We start from the raw sequence: 15539 nt of genomic DNA on the forward strand, positions 1-15539 counted from the left end.
CGCCTGCATAGAGATTGAAAAATTGGGGACTTGGCGTGAATCACGACAATCCAAACTTCCTGGCCCTGGATTGGCTGATCGGTGAAATCAACGAGACCATGGCGCAGGCGCGTCAACTGCTCGAGACATTTGCTGACGATCCAGATGCCGGTGCACCACTGTTGCAAAACTGTCTGTCTCTGGTCCATCAGGTACACGGCAGCCTGCATATGGCACAGCTTTCCGGTGCGGCCATGCTGGCTGAGGAGATGGAACAACTGGTTCAGGCGTTAGCCAGTGGTGGTATCGAAAATACGGAAGAGACCCGTGAGTTTCTTATGCGCGCGCTGTTGGAGTTGCCTCTGTACCTGGAAAAAGTCTCTTTCCAGCGTCGGGACAATGCGGTGCTCCTGCTGCCTCTTCTCAACGACTTGCGTGCGGTGCGTCGTGAGCGTCTGATCACAGAAGGTGCGCTTTTTTCTCCCGACCTTTCCCCTCTGGAGCAGGTCACCGGCAAGCGCCAGCCGCTGACCGCGGACAGTGCGAAACTGCAGGAGCTGGTCACCAAACTGAGAAAGATGTATCACGTCGCTGCGGCAGGCCTGATTCGGGATGTGAACAGCGGTGAGAGCCTGGCCTACCTGAACAAAATTGTTGAAAAGATGCAGTTGCTTTACCGCGGCAGTGTGCGCGAGTCCCTGTGGGCGGTTCTGCTGGGCATCTTTGAAGCCATCGGTGAGCATCGGCTCAGTGTACAGCCCGCCCTGCGCCACCTGCTGCGCAGGGTCGATGTGGAGTTCCGCCTGCTGCAGGGCCACGGTGCCAGGGTACTGGATGCACGCCTTGATGCAGATTTCCTGCGCAACTTGCTTTTCTACGTCTACCTGGCCGGCCCCAACGGTCCGCGTTGCCACGATCTGTACCTGCGTTTTGGCCTGGACAGAGCGGTTCCGGGCACACCGCGGCCCGATACCGAGGATGTGCTGGCAATGGGCCCCGAGGCTCTCGGCACTGCGATCACCGCTCTGCGCGAAGAGCTTCAATGGGTGCGCGAAGCCCTGGAGCCGAGCAGCGCTGCGAGTGAACAACCGCCACTGAGCGAAATTGCGGTGGTGGTCAAACGGGTTGCGGATACCCTCGGCGTGCTCGGGCTTGAGACGCAGCGCGCCCGTGCCCGCGACATATACGGATATTTGCGCGATGCCTCCCGTGGCAGCGATGTTGAGGAGTATCTGATGCGCGCCGCCGGCGAGCTGGTACAACTGAATTCCGCCCTGGCGGCCAATATCGATCGCAATAAACGGGTTGATGATGAACAGCCGATTATGGGCGATGCTACAGATTCGGTTCGGCGTGAGGCGCACCTGGGATTGGAGGCAGTTAAAGAGGCGGTGATGGAGTATGTCGCCAGTCACTGGGATATTAGTTACCTGAGCCGGGTGCCACAGCGCCTGCAGGAAGTCTGTGGTGGCTTGGAAATGGTGGGATATCGGCGCGCCAGCGAAATAATCGCCGCCTGTAAGGACTATATCGGGAAGTCCCTAATCGAGAAGGCCGAGCAGCCCGAGTGGCACATGCTGGATACCCTGGCCGATGCCATTACCAGTGTTGAATATTATCTCGAGCGCCGCTGCGAGGGTCTTGAGGATGCCGAGATGCTACTGGCATTGGCCGAAGACAGTGTCGCCAATCTGGGTTTTCTCCTCAGGGGGGAGAGGCGGAATCCCCCCGAGATCGCCGATTCCACAGATGAAGCAGTGCCGGAGAACGAAGCTGTTGGTGGGGACAGAGAGGCTTTTGCACTATTTGATACGGAGTGTACCGAGGCTGGGAAAGCCGAAGGTGAAATGGAGCATGAGTCCAGCCCTGCAGCGGAGCCTGCAGGGGGAGGTACTCCCTTCACCTCCGCAAAGGCGGAGAGCATGGAAACCCCTGCTGAGCCCCTGACGTTCTTTGAGCGGGTTGAAGTACCCAATAAGAACTCTATTGCGGCTGACAATAACACTGAGGGTGCACATGCCCTCTCCGCAGGCGATGGGGTGCCGGCTACAGAAAAGGCGCATGGATTACTAAGCGGTGAGCATTCTCCCAAGCCTTTACACGTATCCGCTCCGGCATTGGAAAATGCGATTGGTAAACCGATACCAATGGATGAAGAGACGCCCATCGCGCCGGAAGCGAATACCCACATTGGACCGGTTTTGGAGTCGCCTGAGAAATCAACAGGGGTACGGGCATCGACCGGTGATGACGAGGGCCTGATCGATGAAGAGATTGTAGAAATATTTCTCGAAGAGGCCGGTGAAGTTCTCGCCCATATTCGTAATTACTTCCCCGATTGGGCGGCCGATTTTGCCAATGTGGGTGCTCTGGTGGAATTTCGCCGCGGTTTCCACACCCTAAAGGGGTCGGGCCGCATGGTCGAGGCACTGGATATCGGCGAGCTGGCCTGGGCGGTGGAGAACATGCTCAACCGCATTATCGATGACAGTGTGAAACCCCAGGGTGCCCATGTGCGGTTGGTCGAGCGGGTCTGCGAGAAACTGCCCTCTATGATCGAGGCCTTTCGCGGCGGTCAGGGTGATCCGGATCAGCAGCAAACCTTGCAGCTGCAAGCCTGGGCAGAGCAGCTCAGCCATGGGCGTATCCCCGCGGAACTGGAAATGCAGAGCACCGGCAGAGTTCGGAGCCCCGTAGAGGAGGACAATGGGGAGGACCGGGCACAACTCTGGGAGATCTTTGCCCAAGAGGCGGAGACCCACTTGGCGGTGGTGGGCGGATTCATTGAGGATATGCGCACCGCTGCGCCGGTTTACGGAGTGCCCAGCGATCCTTTGCATCGGGCGCTGCACACCCTGAAAGGCTCTGCTCATATGGCGGAAATTAACGTGGTCGCCGAAATGATGGCGCCGCTGGAACGATTCGCCAAGGAGTTGCGTATTTATCAGGTGCCGATTGACGGCGACATACTGGAATTGATCAATGATGGGGCCAGCTATGTACGTCAGGTGTTGGCCCAGATCCGCACTGGGAAACCGTTGGGCATCGGAAGATCTGAGCAGTTCCTCGCCCGAGTGGCCGAGCTGCAGGAGCGCTCTGTGGGCCACTTGATCCGCGAGCGCGAGGCCAACGAGCCCAGGGCGGTGGACCCGGAACTGCTTGCGGTGCTGATGGCCGACGGAATGCGTGTTTTGCTGGATGCCGACCAAGTGCTGAATCATTGGCGTGCCAATCCCGCCGACAAGTCCCAGGTCACCCTCGTTGCCGAAGAACTCAAGGTTTTACAGGAAGCGGCCAGTCACGCTCAACTGCAGACTCTGGCGGAGCTTTCCCAGTTACTCTTGGGTGTCTACCACAGGGTACTTTCCGGTCAGCTTGAAGGTGAGCCGGCGCTGTGGGCGTCCTTGGAACAGGGGCACAATGAACTGCTGGACCTGGTTGATGCTGTCGCCGCTGCGCAGGATTTGCCGGAGGTGAGTGAGGCTGTCGGGGAGGCACTGCGTTACCTGGCACAAGGTGTGGCGGTCACCGAAGTGCCCGAGGAGGATTACGATCTGAGTGAACTGGGTATTAACGGCCCAGAATTCGGCATTGTGCAGACGCTGGAGCAGTCCCGCGATACCGCCGTTGAATGTGGGCCTGCGCACGGAGTTGAAAAGGCGGTGGTAGACAGCACCAGTGAAGGGGTGCAAAAAGCGCCCGCTGCGCTTTCAGGGCTACAGGTGGCAGCGGTGCCGGAGCATGGGCCGCAACAGTCTGCAGATGCCACACTCGGGGTGCATACAGCGGAGACAAGCGAACCTGAGGCAACCCCTGCTGAGTCATCATCGGTGGCGGAAGTCAGTGCCGCCGGGTATCGCCAGGAGGTAAGCGCTGAGCAAGAAAACCTGCTCGCAGAAATCGATCCCGATGTTGTCGACGTCTTTATGGAGGAAGCCGTTGATCTTGCCGACGAGTTGGAGGCCTTGATCCAAAACTGGGAAGATGCACCGGAAGACCGGAAACAGGCGGAAGCGCTCAAGCGGGTGCTGCATACCTTTAAAGGCGGTGCGCGCATGGCTGGCCTTATGGGGCTTGGCGAAGTGGCCCACCGATTTGAAACCGTGATTGAGCAAATGCGGGATGACATTCAGCCCTCTCGGCAGTTTTTTGCCGGTGCCCACGGTATCCATGACCGTATTGCCGACGGCGTTGAAACTCTGCGCGCCTGGATGTCCGGAAAACAATCGGAAGCCTTTGTGCAATTGCTGGTCGCCGACTGGGCCGATCAGGATCCCCGAGGGCGTGCTGCCGAAACGACGGAGAGCGAGGCTGTGGTCCTGGAACTGGCACAAGCCGTCGAAGATGTTACCGCTGACGCTCGGTCAGGGGTGAGTGCACCGCAATCCTTATCCGCAGAAGGGCTGAAGGAGAATGAGCCCCCTGATTGTCCAGCGCAACGGGAAGTTGTCCAGGGCAGTGGCAACATACTGCCGTTTATCCGCAAGTCGGAGGGCTCGGATGAGGTAGCGGGTTCCGCCAGAAACCAGCCCCAGGAAATGGTCCGCGTCGCCGCTGAGCTGTTGGAAGAACTGGTGAACCTCGCCGGTGAGACCGCCATTTCACGAGGTCGGCTCGAAGAGCAGATGAGTGAGTTCGGACTGGCGCTCGACGAAATGGATTCAACTCTGGTGAGGCTCAATGAGCAGTTGCGCCGTCTGGATAGAGAAACCGAGGCGCAGATCCTGTTTCGGCACGAACAGCTCGCTGAGCAGGACGGTAACTTCGATCCGCTGGAAATGGATCGCTATTCCTCCATCCAGCAGTTGTCCCGCTCCCTGTTGGAATCCACTTCTGACCTGATGGAGCTTCGCTCCACCCTCGATAACAAAGCGCGGGATACCGAGACCCTGCTGCTGCAACAGTCGCGGGTAAATACGGAACTGCAGGAGGGCCTGATGCGCAGCCGCATGGTGCCCTTCTCCCGCCTGGTGCCACGCCTTCGCAGGATCGTGCGACAGGTGAGTGCAGAACTCGGCAAACAGGTGGATCTAGTGTTCTCCAATGTTGAAGGGGAGTTGGACCGGTCCATGCTTGAGCGCATGGTGGCACCGCTGGAGCACATGCTGCGCAACGCAGTGGACCACGGCATCGAAGTGCCGAAGGCGCGCCTCGCTGCGGGCAAGCCCGAGCGCGGTCGAATTGAGGTCGCTCTGGCGCGCGAGGGCAGTGAGGTGGTGCTGACCATCTGCGATGATGGTGCCGGAGTCAACCTAATAAAGGTGCGGGAAAAAGCCGTGGAAAATGGCCTGATGCGCCCGGACGCAGAGCTGTCCAATAATGAGATACTGCAGTTTATCCTGCAGGCGGGCTTTACCACTGCTGAAAAAGTGACCCAGATTTCCGGTCGTGGGGTGGGTATGGATGTGGTTTCTGCAGAGCTGAAGCAGATTGGTGGCGGTGTGCATATCAATTCCCAGGCGGGAGCGGGTACCGAGTTTGTCGTGCGTCTGCCGTTTACCGTGTCTGTCAATCGCGCGCTGATGGTAAAAATCGGTGAGGACCTGTTTGCCCTGCCCCTGAATACCATTGAGGGCATCGTACGTCTCAGCCCCTTCGAACTGGAGCATTACTATCGCACCGGCGACGCCCGCTTTGAGTATGCCGGTGATCGCTATGAGGTCTGTTATTTCGGCACTTTGCTCAAATCGGGTGCCCAGCCAAAACTCAGTGTCGACGATATGCAGTTGCCGGTTCTGCTGGTGCGCTCCGAGGGCCATGCCATGGCGCTGCAGGTGGATGCTATCCGCGGCAGCCGTGAGATCGTGGTGAAGAGTCTGGGACCGCAGTTTGCCGGCGTACAGGGGGTCTCCGGGGCAACGGTAACTGGCGACGGCACCGTGGTGGTGATCCTCGACGCCCACGCCCTGCTGCGTCGACAGGCCACCCAGCTGGCGCGCCCGGCAATGCCACAATTACAGTTGCAGACGACGCCGAAGCGAGAGACGGAAGAGCACCAGCAGACAGTGATGGTGGTGGATGATTCAGTCACCGTGCGCAAGGTGACCACCCGCTTCCTTGAACGCGAAGGCTACCTCGTCAATACCGCCAAGGATGGCCAGGATGCAGTGATCCAGTTGCAAGACAAGATCCCCGACCTCATCCTGCTGGATATCGAGATGCCGCGTATGGATGGTTTCGAGGTGGCGCGGCATATTCGCTCCAGCAGTCGCCTGCGGGATATCCCCATTGTGATGGTCACATCCCGTACCGGTAGCAAGCATCGCGACCACGCCATGTCGCTAGGTGTGAACCACTATCTGGGCAAGCCCTACCAGGAAGACGTATTGCTGGAAACCATTCGCGAGTATGCGGGAACTTCAGCTGTTGGCAGATGAGGTTGTCGGCACCCAAGAGAGAACCTGAACACAAGAGGTAGCAATGCGTGAAGTTGAAGCCCTACCGGTAGATGTCCCCCCTGAGGTAAGCAGTCTGTTGCTGCCCCTGCAGCAGGGGCAAATGCTGGTACCCGTAGACAGTCTCTCCGAAATCATTGCGATGCAGGCTCCGGTGGCTGTGTGCGATACGCCTGAATGGTATCTGGGGGACCTTATCTGGCGTGAGCAACGTCTGCCGCTGTTGTCTTTTGATGTGATGCGCGGTGATTCCCTCGACGATATCTCGGAGAATGGGCGCATCGCTGTTCTAAGCAGTGGCAATCCCGATGGCGACCTGCCATTTTTCGCGCTTGCACTACGGGGGACTCCACGCCTAGTCCGTGTAACCCCGGAAGAACTGGCGCTGCGTGAGCAATGTCTGAACCCCGGCGAACTAATGCACGTTGCCCTCTCTGGGGAGGAGGCTGTCATACCCGATTTACAGGGGCTGGAGTGTGCCTGTCTAAAATACCGCAGGGCGGAGTGACAAGGTGTCCGGTTCAAGCGGGCGGCAGCCTGCCTTTCCCTGTGTACAGGGAAACAGTGCCAAAGAGATGGTGCAAACGTGGCGAACCGTGAGTTTACCCTACAGATTCCCCCGCTAAACACACTGCCCATGGAACTGTTTTGAGACCCTAGGTATCCCGTGCAGAGAATGCATTGGTAAGGCCATAGTGAGCCCGGCTTGCGCTCTGGGTATCCTGTAACGGCTGTGGTGCCTTTCTGGCCGGCCCAGTGGCCTCCTGCATGACAGCGCAAATTCCCCCCGTGAACATTCAGCCATAAACTGCCCAGAGCTATTAAAAGGCGTCCTGGGAGGCTTAAAACAGTTCCTCGGGCAGGGATTCAACCGGCCGTTCCCGTCCGGGCATATCCCTATCGTCGTCGGTATATCTGTGGCGGTAGGGGTTATAGACCTCCCGCCCGGGTACACGATTGGTTCGGAAAATCTCGAACATGCCGCCATAGGAAGTGCGCAAGCCATTCTTAGGGTTGATACGCACGGTCATGATATTGTCGGGTTGGGGCAGGTGGCGCTCCGGCAGGCCCTTGAGAGCTGCGGACATAAATTCGATCCAGATAGGTAGCGCGGCGGAGCCACCGTACTCATTCTTGCCGAGTTCCCCATAGGAGTCGAAGCCCACCCAGGCACTGGTAGCCAGGTATGGGCTGTATCCGGAGAACCATGCGTCCCGGGGACCATTGGTCGTGCCGGTCTTACCGGCGATATCGCCGCGTTTCATCACGAGGGCGCGGCGCCCGGTTCCTTTCTTGATGACATCCTTGAGGATGGAATCCATGATGTAGGTGGTTTCCACGGTCATGGCGCGTGGGGCCAGGGGACGCGCCTGGTTCTTTGCAGGGTCCAGGGGCCCTACCGGCAACACGTTCAACTTAACGGGCCCCTTGCCCTGATCAGGGCCTTCCTCAGCCTGTTGCCAAGCTGCCAGGTCAACCGGCTCCTCCTTGAAACCCTGGGCATCGATACCGGGTTCGGGGCAATCAGTACACACGGTAAGGGGCAGTGCCTGGTAGAGTACCTCGCCATTGACATCCAAAACCCGGTCCACCAGATAGGGTTCCACCCGGTAGCCACCGTTGGCAAAGGCGGCATAGCCGCGCACCATGTCAAGGGGAGTGAGTGCAGAACTGCCCAGGGCAATGGTCAGATTGCGCGCGAGCTTGCTGCGTTCGAACCCGAAGCCTTCAATAAAGCCAAGGGCATAGTCGAGCCCAAGGGCCTGTAACAGACGGATGGAAACCATGTTACGTGATTTATACAGCGCCATACGCAAGCGGGTTGGTCCGAGAAAGGTGCCGCCATCATTCTCGGGGCGCCACACATCCTGCAGGTTGGTTTCTTCAAAAATAATCGGCGCATCGTTGATCATACTGGCAGCCGTATAGCCCCGTTCTATGGCGGAGGCGTAAATAAAGGGCTTGAAACTGGAGCCTGGCTGTCGCGCTGCCTGAGTCACTCGATTGAAGTGGCTCTGACGGAAATCGTAGCCGCCAACCAGAGCGCGTATGGCACCGTCTTTGGGGTCGATGGAAACCAGCGCTCCCTGAGCTGCCGGCACCTGGGCTAACGCCCACTCCTCGGTGACCTGCGCCTCCGAGAGCTCTGAATCGCTTTCATCGGGATCGGCAAATGGATCCGGATTGGGAATCTCCTCGTCAGTTGGGGTCGAGGCGGTATGGCTGGCGTTTTTACGAGGGGTCAAGACAATGTGGCGCAGGCGCACCACATCGCCCGGTGCAAACATTTTTTCTGCGGATTGCAGGCGCGGGCCCCGGGCACTCTCGGAGATGTAGGGACGAATGGCATTGAGCCCGTTGCGCCAGGGAATCTCCACCACCCGTCGGTCCCGCAACTGCACCTGCAGCTGCCTGGGCTCGACGGCAGTGACCACAGCGGGCTCGAGGCCGCCGAGCACAGGAATTTCATTGAGCAGATCAATCAGTTGGTCACTATCGTGCAATAGTTCTGGCGGCAAACGCTGCTCAGGGCCGCGGTAGCCGTGGCGGGTATCGTAAGTTTCGAGCCCGTGTTGCAGGGCCTTTCGCGCCGCATCCTGAAGGCGGCTATCCACAGTTGTAACCACCTGATAGCCATCGGTATAGGCGCTATCGCCAAACAGCGCCACGGCCTCCTTGCGAGCCATTTCGGCAATGTAAGGGGCATCCAGGTCCAGGTCCCGACTGTGATAGCGGGCGGTGACCGGGGCGGTGATGGAGTGTTTGTAGGCGTCCTGGTCGATATACCCCAGATCCAGCATACGCTTCAGAATCCAGTTGCGGCGCACCAGTGCACGGGTTGGATTGGCAATGGGATTGAAGGTGGAAGGGGCCTTCGGCAGTCCCGCCATCATGGCCCACTGGGCCAGGTTGAGTGCCTTGATATCGCGCCCATAGTAGACTTGGGCGGCCGCCTGGAAACCGTAGGCGCGGTTACCCAGAAAAATCTTGTTAATGTACAGCGTCAGGATCTCGTCCTTCGTGAGTTCGCGCTCTATCTGTAGGGAAAGCAGGATTTCATTGAATTTGCGTATAAAGCGCTGCTCGCGGCTCAAAAAGAAGTTGCGTGCCACTTGCATCGTCAGGGTGCTGCCACCGGACTGAATGGCGCCGGTTTGTATCAGTTGGGAGGCGGCCCGGATCAGCCCTTTGATGGAGACGCCGTTATGGGAGTAAAAGCTCGCATCCTCGGCGGCGAGAATGGCCTGGATAAAGGGCTCGGGTGTTTGTTCGATGGTAATCGGGCTGCGCCGTTTTTCCCCGAATTCGCCAATCAGTTTCATATCCTGTGAATAGACTCGCAGGGGTGTCTGCAGACGAATATCCCGCAAGCTTTCAATGGAGGGCAGCCCCGGCTTCAGGTAGAGATAAATGCTGGCGAGCACCATGGCGGTAGCCGACAGGCCGGCGAGGCAGAGCCAGAGCAGCCCCAGCAGGCGGTTTTGGACTTTTGCGGTCATGAAATGGCTTCTGTGTACTTCATTTGTTGGGTCCGATGGATAATTATACGAATATTGTGCGCTATTACCTATGCAAATGCCGGTTGAAGGGGTAATTTAAAGTGCTATAACATCAAACTCTTATAACCCACGGAAAAGATAAGAAAAATGGGGATTTTCCCTTTTCTGAATAAAGGCCAAAAGGCCATGCTGGGGCTCGATATTAGCTCTACTGCGGTGAAATTGCTGGAGCTGAGTCGCAATGGTGATAAATATCGAGTGGAGGGTTACGCCGTGGAGCCCCTGCCTCCCAATGCGGTGGTGGACAAAAACATCAACGATATCGGGGCTGCCGCTGAGGCTATCCGCAAGGTGGTGCGCCGATCCAAAACCCGCCTGCGTCAAGCCGCCGTGGCCGTTTCCGGTTCGGCGGTGATTACCAAAACGCTGGAAATGCCCGCGGATCTCTCCGATGAAGACTTGGAGGCGCGGATTGCGCTGGAGGCAGACCAGTACATTCCCTACCCCCTCGAAGAAGTCAGTCTGGATTTCGAAGTGCAGGGTCCTTCTGAGAAGGGCGAGGATCAGGTGGAGGTTCTGCTGGCAGCATGCCGAAGCGAAAACATTGATCAGCGCGTTTCCGCGCTTGCAGAAGCCGAATTGGAAGCCGGTGTGGTTGATGTGGAAGCCTATGCCATAGAGCGTATATATACTCTTTTGGAAGGACAATTGCCACCACAGGAGCAACTGGTTGCCGCTGTTGTGGATATTGGCGCCACTATGAGTGCTCTGTCCATTTTGGTGGATGGCAAGACCGTTTATACCCGTGAGCAACTTTTCGGTGGGCGTCAACTTACCGATGAAATACAGCGCCGTTACGGCCTGTCATCGGAAGAGGCTGCCCTGGCGAAACACCAGGGCGGTAGCGGACTGCCGGACGATTATCACACTGAGGTGCTGGAACCTTTCCGCGACGCGGTGATTCAGCAAATTACCCGTTCTCTGCAGTTCTTTTACTCTTCAACTTCCTACAGTGATGTCGATTACATCCTGCTCTGCGGCGGTGTTGCGGCCATGGAAGGCTTGTCTGAACTGGTTGGCGAGAAACTGGGCAAGCCCACGTTAATCGCTAACCCGTTTGCGGGGATGAGCATCTCCTCCAGGGTCAATCACAAGGCGCTGGGCAGAGAGGCTCCGGCCCTGCTGATTGCCGCAGGCCTGGCGATGCGGGAAAAGGAATACTGATATGGCCAAGATTAACCTGCTCCCCTGGCGCCAGGAATACCGGGCCCAGAAGCAAAAAGAATTTCAGCAGATTGCCCTGCTGGTTGTGATGGCAGCAGCGGTGTCTGTATTTCTTTGGATGGAAACTGTGGATCAGCAGGTTGATCGCCAGAAAGCGCGCAACCAGATCCTGCAGGTGAGGATCAACGCTCTGAATAAACAGGTCGCGGAAATCAAGGAATTGAAAAAGCACCGCCAAGAGCTGATTGATCGCATGCGGGTAATCCAGGAGTTGCAGGGCAACCGCCCCCTGGCTGTGCGCTATTTCGATGAGCTGGTGCAGGCTACACCAGAGGGGCTATGGCTGACTTCTCTTGTGCGTAAGGGCAATAGCTTGGCCCTTTCTGGTGTCGCCGAATCCAACAATCGGGTCTCATCCTTTATGCGCAACCTGGACCAATCAGACTGGTATGACTCACCCATACTCACGGATGTCACGGCAAGTCCTGCATTTGGGGAGCAGGCGAGCGCTTTTCAGCTCGGAATCAACCTGAGTGGGCGTAAAAAAGACAGTGAACAAGCCGATGCAGACAATTGAAGGAATCTGATCATGGCATTGGGGGATACACTAGAACAACTGAGGAATCTCGATATCAATGATATCGATTTCAGTCGTGTGGGCATCTGGCCGCTGCCTGGGCGTGTTGCGCTTTTGAGCCTGGTCGCGGCAGGGTTGATAGGACTTGGGTATTACGTCTGGATTGGCGACCTGTACAGCAAGCTGGAAATCGCTGCAAAAAAAGAGCAGGAATTATTTGTTCAATTTGAGCGCAAGCAGTTTGAAGCGGAAAACCTGGAGGCCTATCGTGCACAGCTTGTCGAAATCAAAGAGAATTTTGGTGCCTTGCTCAAACAGCTGCCGCAGGATACCGAGGTACCGGGCCTGCTGGAGGACATTGACGAGTATGGTCGCGGCAGTGGCCTTACTATTGAAAAAGTGGCACTGGAAGACGAATTGGTGGGCGAATTCTATGTGGAGCTTCCAATTCGTATAGAGGTTCAAGGGGGCTACCATGAATTTGGCGCCTTTGTCAGTGGTATTGCCGGTATGCCGCGTATCGTCACACTCCACGACTATGAAATCACCACTAATCGGGATGGCGCAGGCCTTCTGAGTATGGTCATCAACGCCAAGACATATCGCTATAAAGACCAGGAGGAAGAGGGGTGATTAAGTATATCGTCCTCACCGTTACTCTCCTGGTGGTTTCGGGATGTAGTCTGAATACGGACTACAGTGACTTGCGTGAGAGAATGGCCGAAGTGGAGCGGCGGCCCCGTGGTCAGATGGAGCCGATACCGACTTTTACGCCGTATAGTCCCTATGTGTACAGTACTGCAGCCCGACGTAGCCCTTTTGTTCGCCCGGTGCTGGAGTCGGAGCAGAGGCTGGTGGGGCGCAAGCTCGATATCGCACCGGATATGAATCGGCAGCGGGAGCTGTTGGAAAGAGTCAACTTCGATGCCCTGTCGATGGTGGGCACACTATCCCGCGACGGGCAGCTCTGGGCTTTGATTGATGATGGCACCGGCGGTATCCACCGGATTACCGTCGGCAACTACATGGGGAAGAACCATGGGCGCGTAGTGAATGCCACGGCTTCACAAGTCGACGTACTGGAAATTGTACCGGATGGCACCGGCGGCTGGATTGAGAGGCCACGGGCACTGACGTTGAAAGAGAGGGACAACGGATAATGATCAATAAGCAGTTCGCCAAATATTTGGCCCCGTATCGGATACTACTGCTCGTTTTGTTGATACTTCCTGCTGCTCTGCAGGCCCAGGTGAATCAACTAACTGATATCCAGTTTTCCGAGCTGCCCGATAGTCGAGTGCAATTGCGCCTGATATTTAACGACGTACCGCCCGAGCCCACAGGGTACACAATCGAGAAACCAGCGCGCATTGTGATGGACTTCGCCGGTGTCGAGAGTGTTTTGCCGAGAAAAAAATACCCCCTGGGGATAGGAGGTGCCCGCAGTGCGGTGATCGTTTCCAGCGAGGGCCGCACGCGCCTGATTGTCAACCTGGACCAGTTACCAGTGTATACTAGTGCGCGCGAGGGCAATCAACTGGTACTGGACATCGGCGCCGATTCGGCGACAGGGGCCACAGTGGCCGCCCCTGTCACCCCGAATTCCCACGATCGCGGTGCCAATTTGAGCGGTGATCAACAGTTCTTCACGTCTGGCAGAGTGGCTATCAGCAATATCGATTTTCGCCGCGGCGAGACCGGTGAGGGGAAAGTGATTATCAGCCTGTCTGATCCGGCCGTGAACATTGATGTTGAGCGTACCAAAGGCAAAATATACCTCACGTTTCTCAATGCCGAGTTGCCGGATTCTTTGCGCCAGCGCCTGGATGTGACGGATTTCGCGACCCCAGTGAATTCAATTACGGTTGATCACGATGGGCGAAACACCGTCGTTGCTATTGATCCGGCAGATATCGAATATGATTATCTTGCCTATCAGGCGGATACTGAGTATGTGCTGAGCGTGAAACCGCTGACGGCTGCGGAAGTTCGTGAAAAAGAAAAGGCGTTTGAATTTTCCGGCAAGAAAGTATCACTGAGTTTTCAGGATATAGAGGTACGTTCGGTTCTGCAGATCTTTGCCGATTTCACCGACCTTAATCTGGTGGCAAGCGACACCGTGCAGGGGCGTATCACCCTGCGCCTGGATGGTGTCCCCTGGGATCAGGCCCTGGACCTGATTCTAAAGGCAAAAGGTCTGGACAAGCGCCAGGAAGGCAGTGTCATTATGGTGGCACCGGCTGCAGAGATTGCCGAGCGGGAACGCCAGGAACTCGAGACACGCAGGCAGTTGCGGGAGTTGGCACCGCTACGCACAGAATATATCCATGTCCGCTATGCCGATGCTGGTGAGCTCTTCAAGTTGTTTTCCGGCGAGCAAGGAGAGAGCCAGGGGCAGGGGGGGTTTGCCGGTGGCAACAGCGACGATAGCAATAAAGCCAGTATATTGTCCCCGCGTGGCAGTGCGATTGTCGATGAGCGTACAAACACGATCATTCTCACGGACACAGAGGATAAGATCGCTCAGTTTCGCGAGTTGATCGAGGCCATTGATGTCCCGATCCGCCAGGTAATGATCGAGGCCCGTATTGTTACCGCAAACAGTGATTTTACCCGCCAACTAGGGGTCAAGTGGGATTATGTGGGGGATCATGTACTCAGTGATGATGCGCTGGGGGTTAGTTCTGGCAGCCTGAATTTAAAGGAAGACACCACCCTTGGTGCCCTAGAAGGAGACTTTGATCCTTTACTGGTGGATTTGGGGGTAAGTAATGCTGCAGGTAGCATTGCTTACGCCATCCTAAAAAGGGACTTCTACCTTGGCTTGGAGCTGTCTGCCCTGGAAGAAACTGGTATGGCGGAGGTTGTCTCCCAGCCAAAGGTGGTGACGGGGGACAAGCAGGAGGCAGTTCTTCAGTCGGGTGTTGAGATTCCCTATCAGGAAACGACCTCCTCCGGGGCCGCCTCTATCACCTTCCGCGAGGCGATACTGGAGCTAAAGGTGGTCCCGCAAATTACCCCAGACAATAATATTATTATGGCTTTGCATATCAAACAGGATAGTGTTGGTGAGTATATTGACATTACTGACAGCGCCCAGATTCCCTCGATCAATGTCAACTCCCTTGAGACAAAGGTGCTGGTCCGCAATGGCGAAACGATAGTCTTAGGTGGGATTTTCGAAAGTAATGTGATTGAGGGTGAAACCAAGATTCCTTTTCTGGGGGATATCCCCTACCTGGGCAATTTGTTCAAGAGGTCTATTCGAACGGATGACAAACGCGAGATACTGATGTTCATTACCCCGCGGATTATGGAAGATGAAACGTTTTTTGCGAAGTGACCAGTCGCTCCATTTTTTTAGTCGGCCCCATGGGGGCGGGCAAGTCTACTATCGGTAAATTACTGGCGGCTCAGTTGCGGTTGCCGTTTGCCGATACCGACAAGGTGCTGGAAGAGCGCACCGGGGCGGATATTCCCTGGATCTTCGATGTGGAAGGGGAGGCGGGATTTCGTCGACGAGAAAGTGATGTGCTTGAGGAGCTGTGCTGCGGGGTTTGCCAAGTGATTGGCACAGGCGGTGGTATAGTACTGCTGGCGGAAAATCGACGAAAGCTGCAACAGTGTGGCCACGTCGTCTATCTGCAGGCCGGTGTGGAGCAACTGCTCGAACGCACGTCAAAAAATGCCAATCGACCGCTACTGTATGTCCCCGATCCGCGCAAGCGTATTGAAGAGATACTGCGGGAGCGAGAGCCTCTCTACCGCGAGGTGGCAGACGTCATCTGCACTACCGATCATTTAAATCCCAAACAGGCCGCCGTGTTGGTGGCTGAACGTCTGCAAGACTTTCTCTGCCAATAA

General features: G+C 56.6%; 9 protein-coding genes. 8 read left to right on the top strand and 1 reads right to left on the bottom strand.

Features of this window, described 5'->3' with window-relative positions; translation table 11 throughout:
- Positions 1-35 precede the first annotated feature (35 nt).
- Together Q5Y71_RS00110 and Q5Y71_RS00115 are read left to right on the top strand one after the other, a co-directional pair.
- A complete protein-coding gene (locus Q5Y71_RS00110) occupies positions 36-6356 on the top strand; it encodes an Hpt domain-containing protein (protein ID WP_306039051.1) in 6321 nt (2106 codons plus the stop codon).
- Between the two features lie 43 nt (positions 6357-6399).
- Complete coding sequence (locus Q5Y71_RS00115; RefSeq protein ID WP_306039052.1) at positions 6400-6882, top strand: chemotaxis protein CheW; 483 nt, start codon at positions 6400-6402, stop codon at positions 6880-6882.
- A gap of 334 nt (positions 6883-7216) precedes the next feature.
- Here the strand turns inward: Q5Y71_RS00115 and Q5Y71_RS00120 are convergent, their stop codons facing one another.
- A complete protein-coding gene (locus tag Q5Y71_RS00120) occupies positions 7217-9874 on the bottom strand; it encodes a penicillin-binding protein 1A (RefSeq protein ID WP_306039055.1) in 2658 nt (885 codons plus the stop codon).
- A gap of 147 nt (positions 9875-10021) precedes the next feature.
- On the opposite strand from Q5Y71_RS00120, the gene Q5Y71_RS00125 reads away from it, so the two are divergent.
- The 6 genes from Q5Y71_RS00125 to Q5Y71_RS00150 are packed head-to-tail and all read left to right on the top strand — an operon-like array spanning position 10022 to position 15539.
- The gene (locus Q5Y71_RS00125) at positions 10022-11098 is read left to right on the top strand and encodes a pilus assembly protein PilM (protein ID WP_306039057.1); all 1077 of its coding nucleotides are present in this window, start codon (positions 10022-10024) and stop codon (positions 11096-11098) included.
- A 1-nt stretch (position 11099) separates the two neighbouring features.
- Positions 11100-11675: a PilN domain-containing protein gene (locus Q5Y71_RS00130; protein WP_301415841.1), complete on the top strand. Its 576-nt coding sequence runs from the start codon at positions 11100-11102 to the stop codon at positions 11673-11675.
- A gap of 12 nt (positions 11676-11687) precedes the next feature.
- Entirely contained in the window at positions 11688-12308 is a 621-nt protein-coding gene (locus tag Q5Y71_RS00135) for a type 4a pilus biogenesis protein PilO (protein WP_306039058.1), read from the top strand.
- Complete coding sequence (locus tag Q5Y71_RS00140) at positions 12305-12835, top strand: pilus assembly protein PilP (RefSeq protein ID WP_306039059.1); 531 nt, start codon at positions 12305-12307, stop codon at positions 12833-12835. Before Q5Y71_RS00135 ends, Q5Y71_RS00140 begins: the two co-directional genes overlap by 4 nt.
- Complete coding sequence (pilQ, locus tag Q5Y71_RS00145; RefSeq protein ID WP_371876968.1) at positions 12835-15018, top strand: type IV pilus secretin PilQ; 2184 nt, start codon at positions 12835-12837, stop codon at positions 15016-15018. The genes Q5Y71_RS00140 and pilQ overlap by 1 nt, the downstream gene beginning before the upstream one ends.
- On the top strand, positions 15015-15539 hold the full coding sequence (locus Q5Y71_RS00150; RefSeq protein WP_306039062.1) for a shikimate kinase: 525 nt from the start codon (positions 15015-15017) through the stop codon (positions 15537-15539). Before pilQ ends, Q5Y71_RS00150 begins: the two co-directional genes overlap by 4 nt.

The sequence above is a fragment of the Microbulbifer sp. 2205BS26-8 genome (assembly GCF_030731025.1).
In the GTDB taxonomy this organism is placed as follows: Bacteria; Pseudomonadota; Gammaproteobacteria; order Pseudomonadales; family Cellvibrionaceae; genus Microbulbifer; species Microbulbifer spongiae.

Excerpts from the sequence above, each read along its gene's own strand:
- Q5Y71_RS00125 (WP_306039057.1), top strand. The coding sequence starts at position 10,022 with ATGGGGATTTTCCCTTTTCTGAATAAAGGCCAAAAGGCCATGCTGGGG.
- Q5Y71_RS00120 (WP_306039055.1), bottom strand. The coding sequence starts at position 9,874 with ATGACCGCAAAAGTCCAAAACCGCCTGCTGGGGCTGCTCTGGCTCTGC.
- pilQ (WP_371876968.1), top strand. The coding sequence starts at position 12,835 with ATGATCAATAAGCAGTTCGCCAAATATTTGGCCCCGTATCGGATACTA.
- Q5Y71_RS00115 (WP_306039052.1), top strand. The coding sequence starts at position 6,400 with ATGCGTGAAGTTGAAGCCCTACCGGTAGATGTCCCCCCTGAGGTAAGC.
- Q5Y71_RS00130 (WP_301415841.1), top strand. The coding sequence starts at position 11,100 with ATGGCCAAGATTAACCTGCTCCCCTGGCGCCAGGAATACCGGGCCCAG.
- Q5Y71_RS00135 (WP_306039058.1), top strand. The coding sequence starts at position 11,688 with ATGGCATTGGGGGATACACTAGAACAACTGAGGAATCTCGATATCAAT.